Annotated in this window: 11 protein-coding genes; 4 read left to right on the top strand and 7 right to left on the bottom strand. The window is 72.3% G+C overall.

All coding sequences use genetic code 11. The annotated features are described in order from the left end of the window. Positions 1-427 precede the first annotated feature (427 nt). On the bottom strand, positions 428-1,213 hold the full coding sequence (locus BN1555_RS24130) for a S1 family peptidase (protein ID WP_093801335.1): 786 nt from the start codon (positions 1,211-1,213) through the stop codon (positions 428-430). Positions 1,214-1,563: 350 nt separating this feature from the next. Here BN1555_RS24130 and BN1555_RS24125 point away from each other — a divergent pair, with 350 nt between their 5' ends. Together BN1555_RS24125 and BN1555_RS24120 are read left to right on the top strand one after the other, a co-directional pair. Continuing rightward, positions 1,564-2,457, top strand: a complete 894-nt coding sequence (locus tag BN1555_RS24125; RefSeq protein ID WP_093803602.1) for a hypothetical protein — start codon at positions 1,564-1,566, stop codon at positions 2,455-2,457. Positions 2,458-2,480: 23 nt separating this feature from the next. After that, positions 2,481-4,001: an ankyrin repeat domain-containing protein gene (locus BN1555_RS24120; RefSeq protein WP_093801334.1), complete on the top strand. Its 1,521-nt coding sequence runs from the start codon at positions 2,481-2,483 to the stop codon at positions 3,999-4,001. A gap of 146 nt (positions 4,002-4,147) precedes the next feature. On the opposite strand, the gene BN1555_RS24115 is transcribed toward BN1555_RS24120, so the two are convergent. Continuing rightward, positions 4,148-5,830 (bottom strand): DEAD/DEAH box helicase, encoded by a 1,683-nt coding sequence (locus BN1555_RS24115; protein ID WP_093801333.1) that lies wholly within the window; start codon positions 5,828-5,830, stop codon positions 4,148-4,150. An 89-nt stretch (positions 5,831-5,919) separates the two neighbouring features. Then, positions 5,920-6,123, bottom strand: coding sequence for a cold-shock protein (locus tag BN1555_RS24110; protein WP_015607926.1), 204 nt, complete (start codon positions 6,121-6,123; stop codon positions 5,920-5,922). A gap of 337 nt (positions 6,124-6,460) precedes the next feature. On the opposite strand from BN1555_RS24110, the gene BN1555_RS24105 reads away from it, so the two are divergent. Beyond that, a complete protein-coding gene (locus BN1555_RS24105) occupies positions 6,461-8,008 on the top strand; it encodes an FAD-dependent monooxygenase (protein WP_093801332.1) in 1,548 nt (515 codons plus the stop codon). Here the strand turns inward: BN1555_RS24105 and BN1555_RS24100 are convergent. Further along, entirely contained in the window at positions 7,989-8,540 is a 552-nt protein-coding gene (locus tag BN1555_RS24100; protein WP_093801331.1) for a HutD/Ves family protein, read from the bottom strand. The two genes, BN1555_RS24105 and BN1555_RS24100, sit on opposite strands and share 20 nt — an antisense overlap. After that, positions 8,537-9,253: a VWA domain-containing protein gene (locus tag BN1555_RS24095; protein ID WP_093801330.1), complete on the bottom strand. Its 717-nt coding sequence runs from the start codon at positions 9,251-9,253 to the stop codon at positions 8,537-8,539. Before BN1555_RS24095 ends, BN1555_RS24100 begins: the two co-directional genes overlap by 4 nt. Positions 9,254-9,394: 141 nt before the next feature. Between BN1555_RS24095 and BN1555_RS24090 the strand changes: the two genes are divergently transcribed. Then, complete coding sequence (locus BN1555_RS24090; RefSeq protein WP_093803600.1) at positions 9,395-10,318, top strand: rhomboid family intramembrane serine protease; 924 nt, start codon at positions 9,395-9,397, stop codon at positions 10,316-10,318. Positions 10,319-10,920: 602 nt separating this feature from the next. Here the strand turns inward: BN1555_RS24090 and BN1555_RS24080 are convergent. Both BN1555_RS24080 and gltB read right to left on the bottom strand, forming a co-directional pair. Further along, on the bottom strand, positions 10,921-12,381 hold the full coding sequence (locus BN1555_RS24080; RefSeq protein ID WP_093801329.1) for a glutamate synthase subunit beta: 1,461 nt from the start codon (positions 12,379-12,381) through the stop codon (positions 10,921-10,923). Continuing rightward, positions 12,374-16,933, bottom strand: a complete 4,560-nt coding sequence (gene gltB / locus BN1555_RS24075; protein ID WP_093801328.1) for a glutamate synthase large subunit — start codon at positions 16,931-16,933, stop codon at positions 12,374-12,376. Before gltB ends, BN1555_RS24080 begins: the two co-directional genes overlap by 8 nt. Between the last annotated feature and the right edge of the window lie 180 nt (positions 16,934-17,113).

The raw sequence follows: 17,113 nt of genomic DNA, 5'->3' as shown, positions 1-17,113 counted from the left end.
TCTCCACCTGGCCCCGGCTCCGCCCCCGGAGGCCGGGGCGTACGCCGCACGGTCGCGGCCCGGGCGGTCGCCCGGGCGTACGGGCGGTTCGGTCGATCAGCACCGTGGCGACCGGGTCCTCCTGCCCGTACAGCCGTGCGCCGGTGCCGCGGTCGGTGTACGGCACGGTGTGCGGGAAGCGGGAGCGGCGCGCGCCCCCGGTTCGCGGGAGCCGGCACGGCCCCGTCCTTCGCCGCCGCCGCCGCCCCACCGGCCGGGCCCGGGGGTTCGTGCGTGCACGCTCGCCCTCCTGTCGCCCGACGGCGTGGTGTGCAGTCGGCGTGTGCCGCGGGGGACGGCTGCGCCTACGAGCAGAGGGGGGCGGGTGCCGGACCGACACGTCCGGCACCCGCCCCTCCCCGCTCACGCCCGGTGTCCGGGCTCTACGTCACAGCGTGGCCGCGGCCTTCTTGATCTCGGCGGCGAAGGTGGAGACCTCGGTGTACACGCCCGGGTAGTCCGGCCGGGCGCAGCCGGTGCCCCAGCTGACTATGCCGACCTGGATCCACGCTCCGGCGTTGTCCTTGCGGAACATGGGGCCGCCGGAGTCGCCCTGGCAGGTGTCGGTGCCGCCCTCGTCGACGAAGCCGGCGCACAGCTCCTCGGCGGGCACGAGGTCGTTCCCGTACGCCCCCCGGCAGGTGGCGTCGTCGACGAACGGCACCTTCGCCTTCAGGAGGTAGCGCTGCTGGCCGCCGTTCTCGACGGCCGCGCCCCATCCGGCGATGTCGAACGTGCCCTGGTTGTACGCGGTCGTGGTGGCGATGTTCAGGGTCGGCAGGCTGATCGGCCTGGCGAGCTTGATCAGTGCCCAGTCCTTGCCCTTGCCGTTGTAGCCGGGGGCCTGGAGGACCTTGGTGGACTTGACCTTGACGGCGCTGGTGCTGCGCAGGTCGACGACACCTGCGGTGGCGGTGATGCCGGTGTTGTTGCCGGATCCGTTCACGCAGTGGGCGGCGGTCAGGACGATGTCCTGGGCGTAGAGCGAGCCGCCGCAGCCCATCGAGAGCCGGACCATGAACGGGAACTCGCCCTGGGCCGCGCGGGTTCCGCCGACGACGGGTGGCGTCGACGCGGAGGCCGCGGACGCGCCGGCGGGCTGGATGCTGACCGCGACGAGGATCACTGCGCCTGCGGCGGCACATCTCTTGAAGGCACGCAGAAGGTTCTTCAACGAACTGCCTCTCGTGGGAAACCGTGGGGGGTCGCTGTGCGCGCGTCCGACGGGCAGCACGCACACCACCGAAAAAGATGGCATGTGCCCGTCAAAGCGTTGCTGGATTATGCGAAGCAGTCCGTCCGCCCGGCAAGGGAGGCAATCCAGCCACATCCGCACGCCGGGCGGCTCCCTCCCCGTTCGCCGAAACCGCCGAGGCGGGCCGCGGCCCACGAGGGCCCCACCGGAGCCGACCGGTCCCCCGGAGCCGGCCGATGCCCCGCCGGAGCCGACCGGTCCCGTCGAATCGGCTTACAGTGGAGACCTGTTCACCGTCGTGCCGCAGGCGTGTGGGGGTGAGTGCCGACGTGACCAGCGGGAGCGAGGTCGTACACGGCTATCCGCACCTGGCCACCGTGCGGTCCGCCATCACCGCGCTCCACAAGCGGCTCTCGTACGACGGTGTGCACTCCTACGCCCCGAGCGTCCTCCCCGCCGACGTGGCCTTCTGCGACCAGGACGACCTCCACCTCGGCGCCCAGCGCGTGGCCCGCGCCCTCGTCCACCACCTGCGTCTGCCGGACGCCCGCGTGATCGTGAGCTTCCGCGAGATGGAGCACGCCGCGAGCGTGGAGCTGACGGCGGGCCCGGAGTACTTCGTCGAGCTCAACGACCGCTTCCGGACGCACCGGTGCGACATCGGCGCCGCCCTCGCGCACGAGATCACGCATGTGCTGCTGCACCGGCTCGGCCTGGCCTTCGCCGGCATCCGCGACAACGAGATCCTCACCGACACCGTCACGACGTACCTCGGGGCGGGCTGGTTGCTGCTCGACGCGTTCCGCGAGGACGGCGTGTCCAGCCAGAAACTCGGCTACCTCACCCCGGAGGAGTTCGGGTACGTCCTGGCGAAACGGGCGATCGCCTTCGGCGAGGACCCCTCGCCCTGGTTCACCAGCGCGCAGGCGTACACGGCGTACACCCAGGGCCTCGCACAGGCCCGCCGCGACGAGCAGCAGCCGCCGCTGACCGCCGCCGGCTGGGCGGGACGCCGCCGGTACGCCAGGCAGCGGCGGCACGCGCAGGAGCACGGCGGCCGCGCTGACCCCGGCTCCCCGTACGCCTTCGAAGGCGGCGGGCGCGACGCGCTGCGCGTCTCGTTCCCCTGCCCCACCTGCCGGCAGCGCATCCGGATCCCCGTGCGCGGCCGCGTACGGGCGCGCTGCGCGCTCTGCCGCACGGTTTTCGAATGCGACACCTGAACCCGCGCACGTAGGGTCGGGACATGACGAACGATCCGGCAGCGGGCCCCCGCACCCTGTTCGAAGCCGTGTACGACGGCGGGGACGACGCCGTCGTACGGCTGCTGCGTTCCGGCGTCCCCGCCGGGGCCACCGACGAAGAAGGCGTGACCGCGCTCTACACGGCGTCCGTGCAGGACCGCCCCGGCATGGTGCGGCTGCTGCTCGCGGCGGGCGCCGACCCCGACCGGGCGAGCGGCCCGGAGGACGGCCCGGAGGGCGGCGACCTGCCCCTGTGCGGCGCGGCGGCCGGCGGCCGCACCGAGGTGGTGGAGGCCCTGCTGTCGGCGGGCGCGACGCCCGACCTGCGTGAGGCCCTCGGGTTCACCGCGCTGGCCTGGGCCGCCGGGCAGGGGCACGCGGAGACCGCGGAGGCCCTTCTGGAACACGGCGCCGACCCCGACCTCCCGGCGCCCGGCACCGAGCCGCCCCTGGTGCTCGCCGCGCGGCGCGGGTCCACCGAGACCGTACGGACGCTTCTGCGGCACGGCGCTTCGGCGCGGCGGAAGGCGCTGGAGGAGGCGCGGCGGTGGCTCGGGGCCGATGTGGAGGAGGAGTTGCGGGCGGGGCTCCTGGAGACGTTCGCGCACGGCGGGGCGGAGCCCGAGACCGTCACCAGCCGCATCGAGGAGGACGGCGGGGTGACCGTCGTCGTCGAGCTGCTGCGGGACGGCGAACCGTCCGCCGGCGCCGAGCAGCAGACCGGTCACGCCGCGATCGCGACTCTTCTGGAGGAGCGGCTGGGCATCCGCACCCACTTCGCCGAACTCGCCGAACGGGCCCTGAGCGGCGGCGGTCCCGGCCGGGACGAGTGGACGGAGTCGGTGGCCGTGCTGTGGCGGCGCGGCGACGAGGAGACGTTCCGGGCGGCGTCCGAATGGTGCGCGAGCGGCGACCCCCATCGGCAGACCTTCGCCGCCGACGTCCTGGCGCAACTGGGGTTCGAGCAGGGCGGGAAGCCGTTCGCGGCGCGCGCCCTGCCGCTGCTGCGGGAGCTGGCGCGCGAGGCCCGGGACCCCGAACCGGTCCAGGCCGCCGTGCTGGCGCTCGGGCACCACGGCGACCCTGCCGCCCTGCCCGAGATCCTGCGCCACGCGGACCACCCCGACGCCGAGGTGCGGCACCGGGTGGCCCTCTCCCTCCTCGGCCTCGTCCCCGCCGGCCACCAGGAGGGCGTGGCGGCGCTGGTCGCGCTCAGCCGCGACCCCGACGACGAGGTGCGCGACTGGGCGACACTGGCGCTCGCCGGTTCCGACGCCGACACCCCGGAGATCCGCGACGCGCTGGCGGACCGGCTGGGGGACCACGACGCCGACACGGCGGCGGAGGCGGCGCGCGGTCTGGCGGCGCGCCGGGATCCCCGGGCGGTCGATGCGCTGGCCCGCCTGCTGGGCGACGAGGACCCGGAGGGGTACGCGTACGCGACGGCGGTGGAGGCGCTGGAGCACATCGAGGACGCGTCGGTACGGCGCCGACTGGAACGCACGCCGCCGCGCCAGCGCTGAGAAGCCTCTGCTCTCCCGTTTCCCGCCTCTCCGGCGATCGGGGACACGCCCGTGGGACGCCCGGGGTCCGGGGGTCCGGGGTCTGCTCCGGTCACGGGAAAGTGCCACGGGGCGGGGCGGGGGAAGGACCCGCCCCGGGCGCCGGTCTAGGCGGCAGCGCTGCGGCTGCCCCGACCCCTGCCGCGGCTGCCGGGAGCACGCTCGCCCTGACCGCGGCCGCCACCGGCCTGAGCGCCCTGACCGCGGCCGCCGCCCTGCCCACGGCCGCCGCCGCCCTGCGCACGGCCACCCGCCTGGGCACGCTCGCCCTGGCCGCGACCGGCGCCCTGGGTGCGCTCGCCCTGCGTACGGCCGCCCCCCTGCGTGCGGGTTCCACCGGTGCCGCCGCCCCCGCGGCCGGCACCGCCGCCACCACCGCGGCCGCCGCTCTGCGGACGCCGCTTCGGCTGCGCGGAAGCCTGCTGCTGTTGCGGAACCTCGATCACGATGGCGACGCCCGAGGGCTCCCGCGCACCGGTGATCCGGGCCAGCTCGTCGTCGCTGGACTTGACCCGCGCCGTCTGCGGAACGATGCCGGCGGCCGACATCAGCTGCGTCATCTCGCGCTTCTCGTCGGGCAGTACCAGCGTGACGACGCTGCCGGACTCGCCGGCGCGGGCGGTGCGGCCGCCGCGGTGCAGGTAGTCCTTGTGATCGGCCGGCGGGTCGACGTTGACCACGAGGTCGAGGTCGTCGACGTGGATGCCGCGCGCCGCCACGTTGGTCGCCACCAGCGCGGTGACCTGCCCGGTCTTGAACTGGTCGAGCGTGCGGTTGCGCTGAGGCTGTGAACGGCCGCCGTGCAGTGCCGCGGCGTACACACCGCTGGCGAGCAGCCGCTTGGCGAAGCGGTCCGCGGCACGCTTGGTGTCCACGAAGAGGATCACCCGCCCGTCGCGGGCCGCGATGCGCATGGCGACGGCCTTCTTGTCGGTCTCGTCCGCGACGTACAGCACGTGGTGCTCCATCGTGGTCACCGCGCCCGCGGACGGGTCGACGGAGTGGACCACCGGGTCGGTCAGGAACATCCGCACGAGGCGGTCGACGTTGCGGTCCAGGGTCGCCGAGAACAGCATCCGCTGCCCGTCCGGCTCGACCTGCTTGAGCAGCGCCGTGACCTGGGGGAGGAAGCCCATGTCGGCCATCTGGTCGGCCTCGTCCAGGACGGTGATCGACACCTGCCCGAGCTCCGCGTCGCCGCGCTCGATGAGGTCCTTGAGGCGACCGGGGGTCGCGACGAGCACCTCGGCGCCGCGCCGCAGCGTGTTCGCCTGCTTGGTGATCGACATGCCGCCGACGACCGTGGCCATCCGCAGGTTCACGGCCGTGGCGTACGGCGTGAGCGCGTCGGTGACCTGCTGCGCGAGCTCCCGGGTGGGAACCAGGACCAGCGCGAGCGGTGCGCGCGGTTCGCTGCGCCGGCCCGCGGTACGGGCCAGCAGCGCGAGGCCGAAGGCGAGCGTCTTGCCGGAGCCGGTGCGTCCGCGGCCGAGGATGTCGCGGCCCGCGAGCGAGTTCGGCAGGGTCGCGCCCTGAATGGGGAAGGGCTCGGTCACGCCCTGGGCCGCCAGGGTCTTGAGCAGGGCCGCGGGCATGTCGAGGTCGGCGAAGGCCTCGACGGCCGGCAGCGCCGGGGTGACGGTCTCCGGCATCGCGAATTCACCCTGCACGGGCGCGGCCCTGCGGGCGGAACCCTTTGCGGGGGCCTTGCCGCGGGCGGCCTGCGAGGAGCGGTTGCGGACGGGACGGGCGGAGCGTGCGCTGGCGGCGGGGCGTTCGGAGCGGGTCATTCAGGTTTTGCCTTCCTGGAAACAAGCACAAGCCGGGGCCCGCACCTTCACGGTGCGGGCCCCGGCTGGCGAGGTATCGCGTCGGCGAATTAGGCCGGGACGATGTTCTCCGCCTGCGGGCCCTTCTGGCCCTGCGTGACGTCGAAGGAGACCTTCTGGCCCTCCTGGAGCTCACGGAAGCCCTGGGTGGCGATGTTGGAGTAGTGGGCGAAGACGTCAGCGCCGCCGCCGTCCTGCTCGATGAAGCCGAAGCCCTTTTCCGAGTTGAACCACTTCACGGTTCCAGTAGCCATGTCATTCTCCTAAAAAACTGGGGCAGATCCGGAAATCCGCACTGCACGGATTCCACGTCGCCGCAATGAGCCCCATCCGGAGAACCGGAAAACAAAATGCGCCTGAGGAAGCATTCCCGTCAGGCGCACATAATGTTTATGGGTACCAAAACTGCAACTCGCCCAGCCTAACACGATGCCGCCTGAGCGCCACCCCTTCGTCCCGGAATACCGTGCCGCCCGCCACCCCCTCCTCCCGGCCGACTCCCCGTACCAACGGCCGTTGACATCGACGAGACGCGCGTCCTACATTTGCCAACAAGCGTTGACCAACAGGTGTTGGCATCAGGAGGCCGCCATGAACGGCACGACCGGTACTTCCTCCCGGCGCCACGTCGTGGTCGTCGGCGCGGGCCCCGCCGGGCTGCTGCTGGCCGGCGATCTGGCCGCCGCGGGCGTCCCCGTCACGGTGGTGGAGCGGCGCCCGGAAGGCATCAGCAACCTGACCCGCGCCTTCGGCGTGCACGCCCGCACCCTGGAGCAGCTGGACGCCCGCGGCCTCGCCGACGAGCTCGTCCGCACCGGCCGGACCGTCACCGCGCTGCGGCTCTTCGGCTCCCTCTCCGTCGACATCTCCGGCCTGCCGTCACGCTTCCCGTACCTGCTGGTGACGCCGCAGTCCGAAGTGGAGAGGCTGCTGCTGCGCCGGGCCGGGAAGAACGGCGCCGTGTTCCTGTACGGAACGGAGGTCACCGGTCTCGCGCAGGACGAGGCGGGCGTGACGCTCGACGTGCGGCACGCGGACGGGACGGCCGGGACACTGCGGGCGGCCTACGCGGTGGGCGCCGACGGAGTGCGCAGCGCCGTGCGCGCGGCTCTGGGGCTGCCCTTCCCCGGGCGCCCGGTCATCAAGTCGATCGTCCTGGCCGATGTGCTGCTGGCCCGGGAACCCGGCGCCGCGGTCGCGCTGAACGGCAGGGACACGGCCTTCGGCTTCGTCGTCCCCTTCGGGGACGGGTACTGGCGCGTGGGCGGCTGGGACCGTGCGCACGGCGAGGTCCCCGACACCGCACCCGTCGGGCTGGAGGAGCTGCGCCGGATCACCGAGCGGGTCTTCGGCAGCGACTTCGGGATGCACGACCCCCGCTGGATGTCCCGCTTCCACAGCGACGAACGCCAGGTCCCGCGCTACCGGGTGGGCAGGGTCCTGCTCGCGGGCGACGCGGCACACACGCACTCCCCGGCCGGCGGCCAGGGCATGAACACCGGCCTCCAGGACGCGGCCAACCTCGGCTGGAAACTGGCCTCCGTGGTGAACGGGCGGGCACCGGAGGACCTGCTGGACTCGTACCACGCCGAGCGGCATCCGGTCGGCAGGGCCGTGCTGCGCAGCAGTGGCGCGCTCCTGCGCCTCGCCATGGCGCACAACCCGCCGCAGCGCGGACTTCGCACCCTGCTGACCGCGGCCGTCGGCCACGTGCGTCCGGTGGCCCGCGGCGCGATCGGCCGGATCACCGGCATCGGTTACGCGTACAAAGCGCCGCTCGGCGCCCACCCGCTCACCGGCAGGCGCGTGCCGGACGTCCGGCTCGAGGAGGGCCGGCTGTACGAGGCGCTGCGCGCGGGCCGGTTCGTGCTGATCACCCCGCGGGGCACAAAGGCCGGCCCCGACGCGCGGTTCACCGTGGCGCACTGGGCGAGCGGGCGCCGCACCGCCCTGCTCGTCCGCCCCGACGGCTACGCGGCCTGGGCCTCGGAGACCGCCGGCGCCGAGGCCGCCGCCGAGGCCGCCGCGAGGATCGCCACCGGCGGGGCACCGGCGGCCTCCTGGAGGCCCCGGTCCGTTCCCCGCCGCGGCAAAGGAGAGCCGCGCCGCCGGACCCCGCTCAGCCGGCCGGGAGGGTGACGACCGCCGCGTGTCCCCCGGTGGAGAGGGGGCCCGGCGATCCGGTCACCACGGCGTCGTACCGGCCGAGGGCGACGCCCCCGAACGACGCGGCCCCGTCCAGCGCGACGATCACCACCGTCCCGCCGGGCAGGACCGGGACGTCCGCACGGCCGCGCGCCACCACGACCCGAGCGGCCGTGCGGCCCCTGCGGTACATGACGTTGAAGTTCACCACCCGGCCGCCGAGCAGCCGGCAGTCGGTGGCGACGTCCCCGGGGAAGTCCTGCGGGACGTATCGCTCGTCGACGAGCCGCCGCTCCCCGCCCACCGTGAGGTCCATCCCCGCGCCCTCGGCCATCGTCAGGATCCGGTCCACCTCGGGGAACGCCGAGAACGGGCCGTCCTCTCCGACCTCCGCGAGGCTGATCCGCCAGTCGAAGCCGGCCGTCCCGGCGCCCTCGGGCCACGCCGCGATCTCCCGGGTGACCCCGCCGCCGTTCTTCCACGCCACGGCCGCACGGCCGGCCGCCCTCAGCACCCGGACCGTCATCGCACGACGCCCTGCGCCCGCGCGGCCGCCAGCCAGGCGGGGAACTCCCGGACCAACCGGTCGTACAGTTCCGCGTCCGGAACCTGACGCGGGTCCGCTCCGGCGTGGAAGTAACCCGCGTTGTCGACCGGGCGCCTCGCCGGGACGGCCAGCTCGTCCAGCTTGCGCAGGAAGTCGAACTGCGTGCTGCGCGTGTTGCCGAAGCCCACGAACTGCCAGAACAGCGGCAGCTTCGCGGCCTTGCAGACGTACCGCTCCGCCGCGAGCTTGTTGACCGGACCGCCGTCGGTCTGGAAGACGACCAGGGCGGGCGCCGTCGACCCGCTGTCGAGGTAGTGGTCGATCACCGCGTCCATGGCCAGGTGGTAGCTGGTCTTCCCCATGTGCCCGAGCCCGGCGACGATCGAGTCGATCCGCCCCCGGTGGTTGTCGAGGGCGATGTCCGTGACCGCGTCGACGTCCGTCGAGAAGAAGACGATGGGCACGCTGCCGTCGTCGTCGAGATTGGCCGAGAGCCCGAGCACCCGGTCGGCGAGCGCCTGCACACTGCCGTCCTGGTAGTACGGCTTCATGGAACCCGAGTAGTCGAGGACCAGGTAGACGGCCGCGCGCTGCCCGCTCAGCCCGTGCTTGTGCAGCGAGACCCCGGCGCTCCTGTAGAAGCTGACGAGTGCGGGCGCGGTCTCCTCGACCTTGTGGAGGCTTGTCGCCACGTCGGGTCTCCGTTTCGTACGGGGCTGGCGGGATGGGCGAGATGGGCGGGGTCGACGGAACTGCCGGATCCGTACGCTATCTTGATCGCCGCCGACCCCACCGGCTCTCCCCCGTTTACCCAGAAGTCCAAGGAGCCGGCCGTGGAAGCCGCTGTCACGACGTGTTACCGCCACCCCGCGTACGAGACGTACGTGAGCTGCACGCGCTGCGAGCGATTCATCTGCCCCGACTGCATGCGTGACGCGGCGGTCGGACACCAGTGCCCGGAGTGCGTGAAGGAGGGCCACAAGTCGGTCCGGCAGGCGCGCACGGTCTTCGGCGGCGCGGTGACCGGGGCGGCGGCTCCCGTGGTGACGTACGCGCTGATCGCGCTGAACGTCCTCGCCTACCTCGGTGAACTGGCGCGCCCCGATCTCCTCGACCGGTTCGGCATGCTCGGCCTGGGCCTGCTGGGCCCCGAGGGCACCCTCTTCCTCCACGAGGGCGTGGTCCACCCCGGTCTGACCGCCGTCGGGGTGGCCGAGGGCGAGTGGTACCGGATGCTCACCGGCGCCTTCCTCCACCTGCCCGCGACCGGGGGCGGCTTCGGGATCATGCACATCATCATGAACATGCTGTGCCTGTGGAACGTGGGCAGGACCGTCGAGGACCAGCTCGGCCGGGCGCGCTACGCCGGTCTCTACCTGCTGTCCGCGCTCGGCGGTTCGGTGATGGTCTGTCTGGTCGCGCCGCACGAGACCGTCGTGGGCGCCTCGGGTGCGGTCTTCGGCATCTCCGCCGCGTACTACGTGATCTGCCGCCGCCTGGGCCGTGACATGCAGGCCGTGAACCGCTTCCTGGCGGGGCTCCTCATCTGGATGGTGGTCTCCGCGCTGTTCGCCTCCTGGGAGGCCCACTTGGGCGGCCTGCTCACCGGAGCGCTGGTCAGCCTGGCCCTGGCGTACGCGCCCCGCAGGAACCGCACCGCGATCCAGGTGGCGGTGGGCGCCGGGGTGCTGGTGCTGCTGGCCGCACTCGTGATGATGAAGACCTCGGCGCTGACGGCGGCCGTGGCCGTGGTCTGACGCCGACGCCGACGGCGGTCGTGGTCCACGGTGTGCCGGGCCCCGCCGAGGGAGCGGCCCGGCCCCACAACTCCTCCCCCAGCGCCAGCTGGTGGACTCCGGGAAGGTACGCGTCCAGCTCTCCGGGGCTGAACCGCGCCATCCCGACCACGTGCCAGAACTCCCCGGCCACATCGCCCTCGTACTTGTACCCGCCGGCCGGCGTGAGGGTGGCCCACCCGCCCGGCACGCCGATCAGAGTGGCCCGCAGCGCGGGATCCCCGCCCTCCGGGAGGTTCCAGATCCGTACCGTGCCGTCCCGTTCCTCCTGCTCCCCCTGCTCCCCCTGTGTCTCCAGCGCCTCCCGGCCGCGGTCCGCCGTGGCGAACACTGTGCCGTCCGGGCTGAACCGGGCGCGGTAGACGGCTCCGCGGTGGCCGCCGAGTTCCGCCGCGTGTGCGGACCCGCCAGACCGTGCGCGGCCGGGAGGGCACGGGTCCCGTCCGGGGGTGCGGGCCCGGGACGCGCCGCGGCGCCCACCCAGTGTCCGGTCGGGGACGGGGGCAGGCGCCGCGTTCAGTTCCGCACGCCGTTGTACGGGACGTCTTTGGGGGGAGCGTACGTCAGACGGTCAGCGCACGGTCCGTCGGCCTGACCGGGGCCGGCAGTTCGCTCGTCCCCGTCAGGTAACGGTCCACGCCGCGCGCCGCCGAGCGGCCCTCGGCGATCGCCCACACGATGAGCGACTGGCCGCGGCCGGCGTCACCGGCGACGAAGACGCCGTCGACGTTCGTGGCGTACTGCGCGTCGCGCGCGATGTTGCCGCGGGCGTCGAGCTCCAGGCCGAACTGCCGGACCAGGCCGTTCGCCTGGTCCGTGCCCGTGAAGCCCATGGCGAGGGTGACCAGCTGGGCGGGGATCTTCCGCTCCGTGCCCGGCTTCTGCTCCAGCTTGCCGTCCTTGAACTCCACCTCGACGAGGTGCAGGAACTGGACGTTGCCGTCCTCGTCGCCCTCGAAGTGGGTGGTCGAGACGGAGTAGACCCGCTCACCGCCCTCCTCGTGCGCGGAGGTGACCTTGTAGAGCATCGGGAACGTCGGCCACGGCTGGTCGGCGCCGCGCTCCTCGCCCGGCTTCGGCATGATCTCCAGCTGGGTGACGGAGGCCGCGCCCTGGCGGTGGGCGGTGCCCACGCAGTCCGCGCCGGTGTCGCCGCCGCCGATGACCACGACGTGCTTGCCCTCGGCGGTGATCGGGGAGACCGTCAGGTCGCCCTCCTGCACCTTGTTGGCGAGCGGCAGGTACTCCATCGCGAAGTGGACGCCGTTGAGCTCGCGGCCCGGGACGGGCAGGTCGCGGGAGACCGTCGCGCCGGCGGCGATGACCACTGCGTCGTACCGGCGCCGCAGCTTCGCGGCGTCGATGTCGCGGCCGATCTCCACCTCGGTGCGGAACTTGGTGCCTTCCGCGCGCATCTGCTCGATGCGCCGGTTGATGTGCGACTTCTCCATCTTGAACTCGGGGATGCCGTAGCGCAGCAGCCCGCCGATGCGGTCGGCGCGCTCGTACACCGCGACCGTGTGACCGGCCCGGGTCAGCTGCTGGGCGGCGGCGAGACCCGCCGGGCCCGAGCCGATGACGGCGACGGTCTTGCCGGAGAGGCGCTCGGGCGGCTGCGGGGTGACGTCGCCGTTGCCCCACGCCTTGTCGATGATGGTGACTTCGACGTTCTTGATGGTGACGGCCGGCTGGTTGATGCCGAGCACGCACGCCGACTCGCACGGGGCCGGGCACAGCCGCCCGGTGAACTCCGGGAAGTTGTTCGTGGCGTGCAGCCGCTCGGACGCCGCCGACCAGTCCTCGCGGTAGGCGTAGTCGTTCCACTCGGGGATGAGGTTCCCGAGCGGGCAGCCGTTGTGGCAGAACGGGATGCCGCAGTCCATGCAGCGGCCGGCCTGCTTGCTGATGATCGGCAGCAGGGAGCCGGGAACGTAGACCTCGTTCCAGTCCTTGACGCGCTCACCGGCGGGACGGGTCTTGGCGACCTCGCGTCCGGTGGTCAGGAAGCCCTTGGGGTCAGCCATTGGTCGCCGCCTCCATCATCTTCTCGGTGGTCTCCTGCTCGGAGAGACCGGCGAGCTCAGCGGCGTCCTTGGCGGCGAGCACTGCCTTGTACGTGGACGGGATGATCTTGCTGAAGCGGGTCACCGCGGTGTCCCACTCGGCCAGCAGCTTCGAGGCGACCGTGGACCCGGTCTCCTCCTCGTGGCGGCGCACCACATCGTGCAGCCACTGCTTGTCGGCGTCGTCGAGCGCCTCGACCGCCCCGGCGTTGCCGGAGTTGACGTTGTCCGGGTCGAGGTCGATGACGTACGCGATGCCGCCGGACATGCCGGCCGCGAAGTTGCGTCCGGTCTCGCCCAGGACGACCGCGCGGCCGCCGGTCATGTACTCGCAGCCGTGGTCGCCCACGCCCTCCGAGACGACCGTGGCGCCGGAGTTGCGGACGCAGAAGCGCTCGCCCGTCCGGCCGCGCAGGAACAGTTCGCCGCCGGTCGCGCCGTACGCGATGGTGTTGCCCGCGATCGTCGAGTACTCGGCGAGGTGGTCGGCGCCCCGGTCCGGTCGGACGATGATCCGGCCGCCCGAGAGCCCCTTGCCGACGTAGTCGTTGGCGTCGCCTTCGAGCCGCAGCGTCACACCGCGCGGCACGAACGCGCCGAACGACTGGCCCGCGGACCCGGTGAAGGTGATGTCGATGGTGTCGTCGGGCAGGCCCGCGCCGCCGAACTTCTTCGTCACCTCGTGGCCCAGCATGGTGCCGACGGTCCGGTTGATGTTGCGGATCGCGACCTGCGCGCGGACCGGCCCCGCCGCCTCGGCGCTGCCCACGGCCAGGGCGTCGGCGGCGAGCTTGATCAGCTCGTTGTCGAGCGCCTTCTCCAGCGCGTGGTCCTGGGTGGTGATCTGGTGGCGGACCGCGCCTTCCGGCAGCTCGGGAACGTAGAACAGGGGCTCCAGGTCGAGGCCCTGCGCCTTCCAGTGGGTCACGGCCGCGTCGGTGTCGAGCAGCTCGGCGTGGCCGACGGCCTCTTCGAGCGTACGGAAACCGAGCTCGGCCAGCAGCTCGCGCACTTCCTCGGCGATGAACTGGAAGAAGTTGACGATGTACTCGGCCTTGCCGGAGAAGCGGTCGCGCAGGACCGGGTTCTGGGTGGCGATGCCGACCGGGCACGTGTCGAGGTGGCAGACGCGCATCATGACGCAGCCGGAGACGACGAGCGGCGCGGTCGCGAAACCGAACTCCTCGGCGCCGAGCAGTGCGGCGATGACGACGTCGCGGCCGGTCTTCAACTGGCCGTCGGCCTGGACGACGATGCGGTCGCGCAGCCCGTTGAGCAGCAGGGTCTGCTGGGTCTCGGCGAGGCCGAGCTCCCACGGACCGCCCGCGTGCTTCAGCGAGGTGAGCGGCGAAGCGCCCGTACCGCCGTCGTGTCCGGAGATCAGCACCACGTCGGCGTGCGCCTTGGACACACCGGCCGCGACGGTGCCGACACCGACCTCCGACACCAGCTTCACGTGGATGCGCGCCGCCGGGTTGGCGTTCTTGAGGTCGTGGATCAGCTGAGCCAGGTCCTCGATGGAGTAGATGTCGTGGTGCGGCGGCGGCGAGATGAGGCCCACGCCCGGCGTCGAGTGCCGGGTCTTGGCGACCCACGGGTAGACCTTGTGGCCGGGCAGCTGGCCGCCCTCGCCGGGCTTGGCGCCCTGCGCCATCTTGATCTGGATGTCGTCGGCGTTGACCAGGTACTCGCTCGTCACACCGAAGCGGCCGGAGGCGACCTGCTTGATGCTGGAGCGCCGCGCCGGGTCGTACAGCCGCTCGGCGTCCTCGCCGCCCTCACCGGTGTTGGACTTGCCGCCCAGCTGGTTCATGGCGATGGCGAGGGTCTCGTGCGCCTCCTGGGAGATGGAGCCGTACGACATGGCGCCGGTGGAGAAGCGCTTGACGATCTCGGAGGCCGGCTCGACCTCGTCGATGGGGATCGGCGCACGCCCGCTCTTGAAGCCGAAGAGCCCGCGCAGGGTCATCAGCCGCTCGGACTGCTCGTTCACCCGGTCCGTGTACTGCTTGAAGATGTCGTACCGGCGGTTGCGCGTCGCGTGCTGGAGGCGGAAGACCGTCTCCGGGTCGAACAGGTGCGGCTCGCCCTCGCGGCGCCACTGGTACTCGCCGCCGATCTCCAGCGCGCGGTGCGTGGCGGCGATGCCGGAGGCCGGGTACGCCTTGGCGTGCCGGGCGGCGACCTCCTTGGCGATGACGTCGAGGCCGGCGCCGCCGATCTTGGTGGCCGTGCCGTTGAAGTACTTCTCGACGAAGGCCTCGTCCAGACCGACGGCCTCGAAGACCTGCGCGCCCCGGTAGGAGGCGACGGTCGAGATGCCCATCTTGGACATGACCTTCAGGACGCCCTTGCCCAGGGCGTAGATCAGGTTCCGGATGGCCTGCTCGGGCTCGGCCCCCTCGATGAACGTACCGGCGCGGACGAGGTCCTCCACGGACTCCATCGCAAGGTACGGGTTGACGGCGGCGGCGCCGAAACCGATGAGCAGCGCGACGTGGTGCACCTCGCGCACGTCGCCGGCCTCGACGAGCAGCCCCACCTGGGTGCGCTGCTTCGTACGGATGAGGTGGTGGTGCACGGCGGAGGTGAGCAGCAGCGACGGGATCGGCGCGTGCTCGGCGTCCGAGTGCCGGTCGGAGAGCACGATCAGGCGGGCGCCGGCCTCGATGGCGGCGTCGGCCTCGGCGCAGATCTCCTCGATACGGGCGGCCAGCGCGTCGCCGCCGCCGCTGACGCGGTAGAGGCCGGACAGCGTGGCGGCCGTCATGCCCGGCATGTCGCCGTCGGCGTTGATGTGTATCAGCTTGGCCAGCTCGTCGTTGTCGATCACCGGGAACGGCAGCGCGACATTGCGGCAGGTCGCGGCGGTCGGCTCCAGGATGTTGCCCTGCGGGCCGAGCGAGGAGCGCAGCGAGGTGACGAGCTCCTCGCGGATGGCGTCCAGCGGCGGGTTGGTGACCTGCGCGAAGAGCTGGGTGAAGTAGTCGAAGAGCAGCCGGGGCCGCTCGGACAGCGCCGCGATGGGCGAGTCGGTGCCCATGGAGCCGAGCGGCTCACCACCGGTGCGGGCCATCGGCGCGAGGATGACGCGGAGCTCTTCCTCGGTGTAGCCGAAGGTCTGCTGGCGGCGCGTGACCGAGGCGTGCGTGTGCACGATGTGCTCACGCTCGGGCAGGTCCTCCAGCTCGATCTCGCCGGCTTCCAGCCACTCCTGGTACGGAGCCTCGGCGGCGAGGCCGGCCTTGATCTCGTCGTCCTCGACGATCCGGTGCTCGGCGGTGTCGACCAGGAACATCTTGCCGGGCTGCAGCCGTCCCTTGCGGACGACCCTGGCGGGGTCGATGTCGAGCACGCCCACCTCGGACGACAGCACGACGAGCCCGTCGTCCGTCACCCAGTAGCGGCCGGGACGCAGACCGTTGCGGTCCAGTACGGCGCCGACCTGGGTGCCGTCGGTGAAGGTGACGCAGGCCGGGCCGTCCCAGGGCTCCATCATCGTCGCGTGGTACTGGTAGAACGCGCGGCGGGCCGGGTCCATGGAGTCGTGGTTCTCCCACGCCTCGGGGACCATCATCAGCACGGAGTGCGGCAGCGAGCGCCCGCCGAGGTGCAGCAGCTCCAGCACCTCGTCGAAGGACGCGGAGTCGGAGGCGTCGGGCGTGCAGACGGGGAAGATCCGCTCCAGGTTCTCGCTCCCGAAGAGGTCGGAGGCGAGCTGGGACTCGCGGGCCTTCATCCAGTTGCGGTTGCCCTTGACCGTGTTGATCTCGCCGTTGTGCGCGACGAAGCGGTACGGGTGGGCGAGCGGCCAGCTCGGGAAGGTGTTCGTCGAGAACCGCGAGTGGACGAGGGCGACGGCCGTGGCGCAGCGCCGGTCCGACAGGTCCGGGAAGAACGGCTCCAGCTGCCCGGTGGTGAGCATGCCCTTGTAGACGATGGTCCGCGCCGACAGCGACGGGAAGTAGACCCCGGCCTCGCGCTCGGCGCGCTTGCGCAGCACGAAGGCCCTGCGGTCCAGGGCCAGGCCCGTGGACGTACCGTCCGCCACGAAGATCTGGGCGAAGGCCGGCATGGTGGCACGGGCCCCGTTGCCGAGCAGCGAAGGAGTGACGGGAACCTCACGCCACCCCAGGACCTCGAGTCCCTCTTCGGCGGCGATCGCCTCGATCTGCGAGACGGCCTGTGCGGAGCCGTCGGCAGGGAGGAAGGCGATGCCGACGGCGTACGCCCCGGCCTCGGGGAGGTCGAAGTCCGTGACCTCGCGCAGGAAGGCGTCCGGGACCTGGAGCAGGATTCCGGCGCCGTCGCCGGAGTCGGGCTCGGACCCGGTGGCACCGCGGTGTTCGAGATTGCGCAGTACGGTCAGCGCCTGCTCGACCAGCTCATGGCTGGCCACACCGGTGAGGGTGGCCACAAAGCCGACGCCGCAGGCGTCGTGCTCGTTACGGGGGTCGTACATCCCCTGCTGGGCGGGGCGACCGTCCATGGGCGACCAGGCGTCGGAACGCATCGGCACTCCCGTCGTCGTCGTGGGTGGGGGCACCTCCCGGGCGAAGTCCGGGGGAGCAACTACCGAGGGACGACATTGGCCCTCCGCGAAATTTCGTGCAGGTTACATGATGGCTGGCTTCTCGCGAAGTGGATAGCTCATTCCAACATGCGGACACCGCTCATAGCGGTGGAGGTGGGT

Source organism: Streptomyces sp. Wb2n-11 (assembly GCF_001049855.1).
Lineage (GTDB): Bacteria > Actinomycetota > Actinomycetes > Streptomycetales > Streptomycetaceae > Streptomyces > Streptomyces altiplanensis.
This window is presented reverse-complemented; position numbering and strand designations above follow the sequence as displayed.

Excerpts from the sequence above, each read along its gene's own strand:
- BN1555_RS24120 (WP_093801334.1), top strand. The coding sequence starts at position 2,481 with ATGACGAACGATCCGGCAGCGGGCCCCCGCACCCTGTTCGAAGCCGTG.
- BN1555_RS24115 (WP_093801333.1), bottom strand. The coding sequence starts at position 5,830 with ATGACCCGCTCCGAACGCCCCGCCGCCAGCGCACGCTCCGCCCGTCCC.
- BN1555_RS24110 (WP_015607926.1), bottom strand. The coding sequence starts at position 6,123 with ATGGCTACTGGAACCGTGAAGTGGTTCAACTCGGAAAAGGGCTTCGGC.
- BN1555_RS24105 (WP_093801332.1), top strand. The coding sequence starts at position 6,461 with ATGAACGGCACGACCGGTACTTCCTCCCGGCGCCACGTCGTGGTCGTC.
- BN1555_RS24100 (WP_093801331.1), bottom strand. The coding sequence starts at position 8,540 with ATGACGGTCCGGGTGCTGAGGGCGGCCGGCCGTGCGGCCGTGGCGTGG.
- BN1555_RS24080 (WP_093801329.1), bottom strand. The coding sequence starts at position 12,381 with ATGGCTGACCCCAAGGGCTTCCTGACCACCGGACGCGAGGTCGCCAAG.
- gltB (WP_093801328.1), bottom strand. The coding sequence starts at position 16,933 with ATGCGTTCCGACGCCTGGTCGCCCATGGACGGTCGCCCCGCCCAGCAG.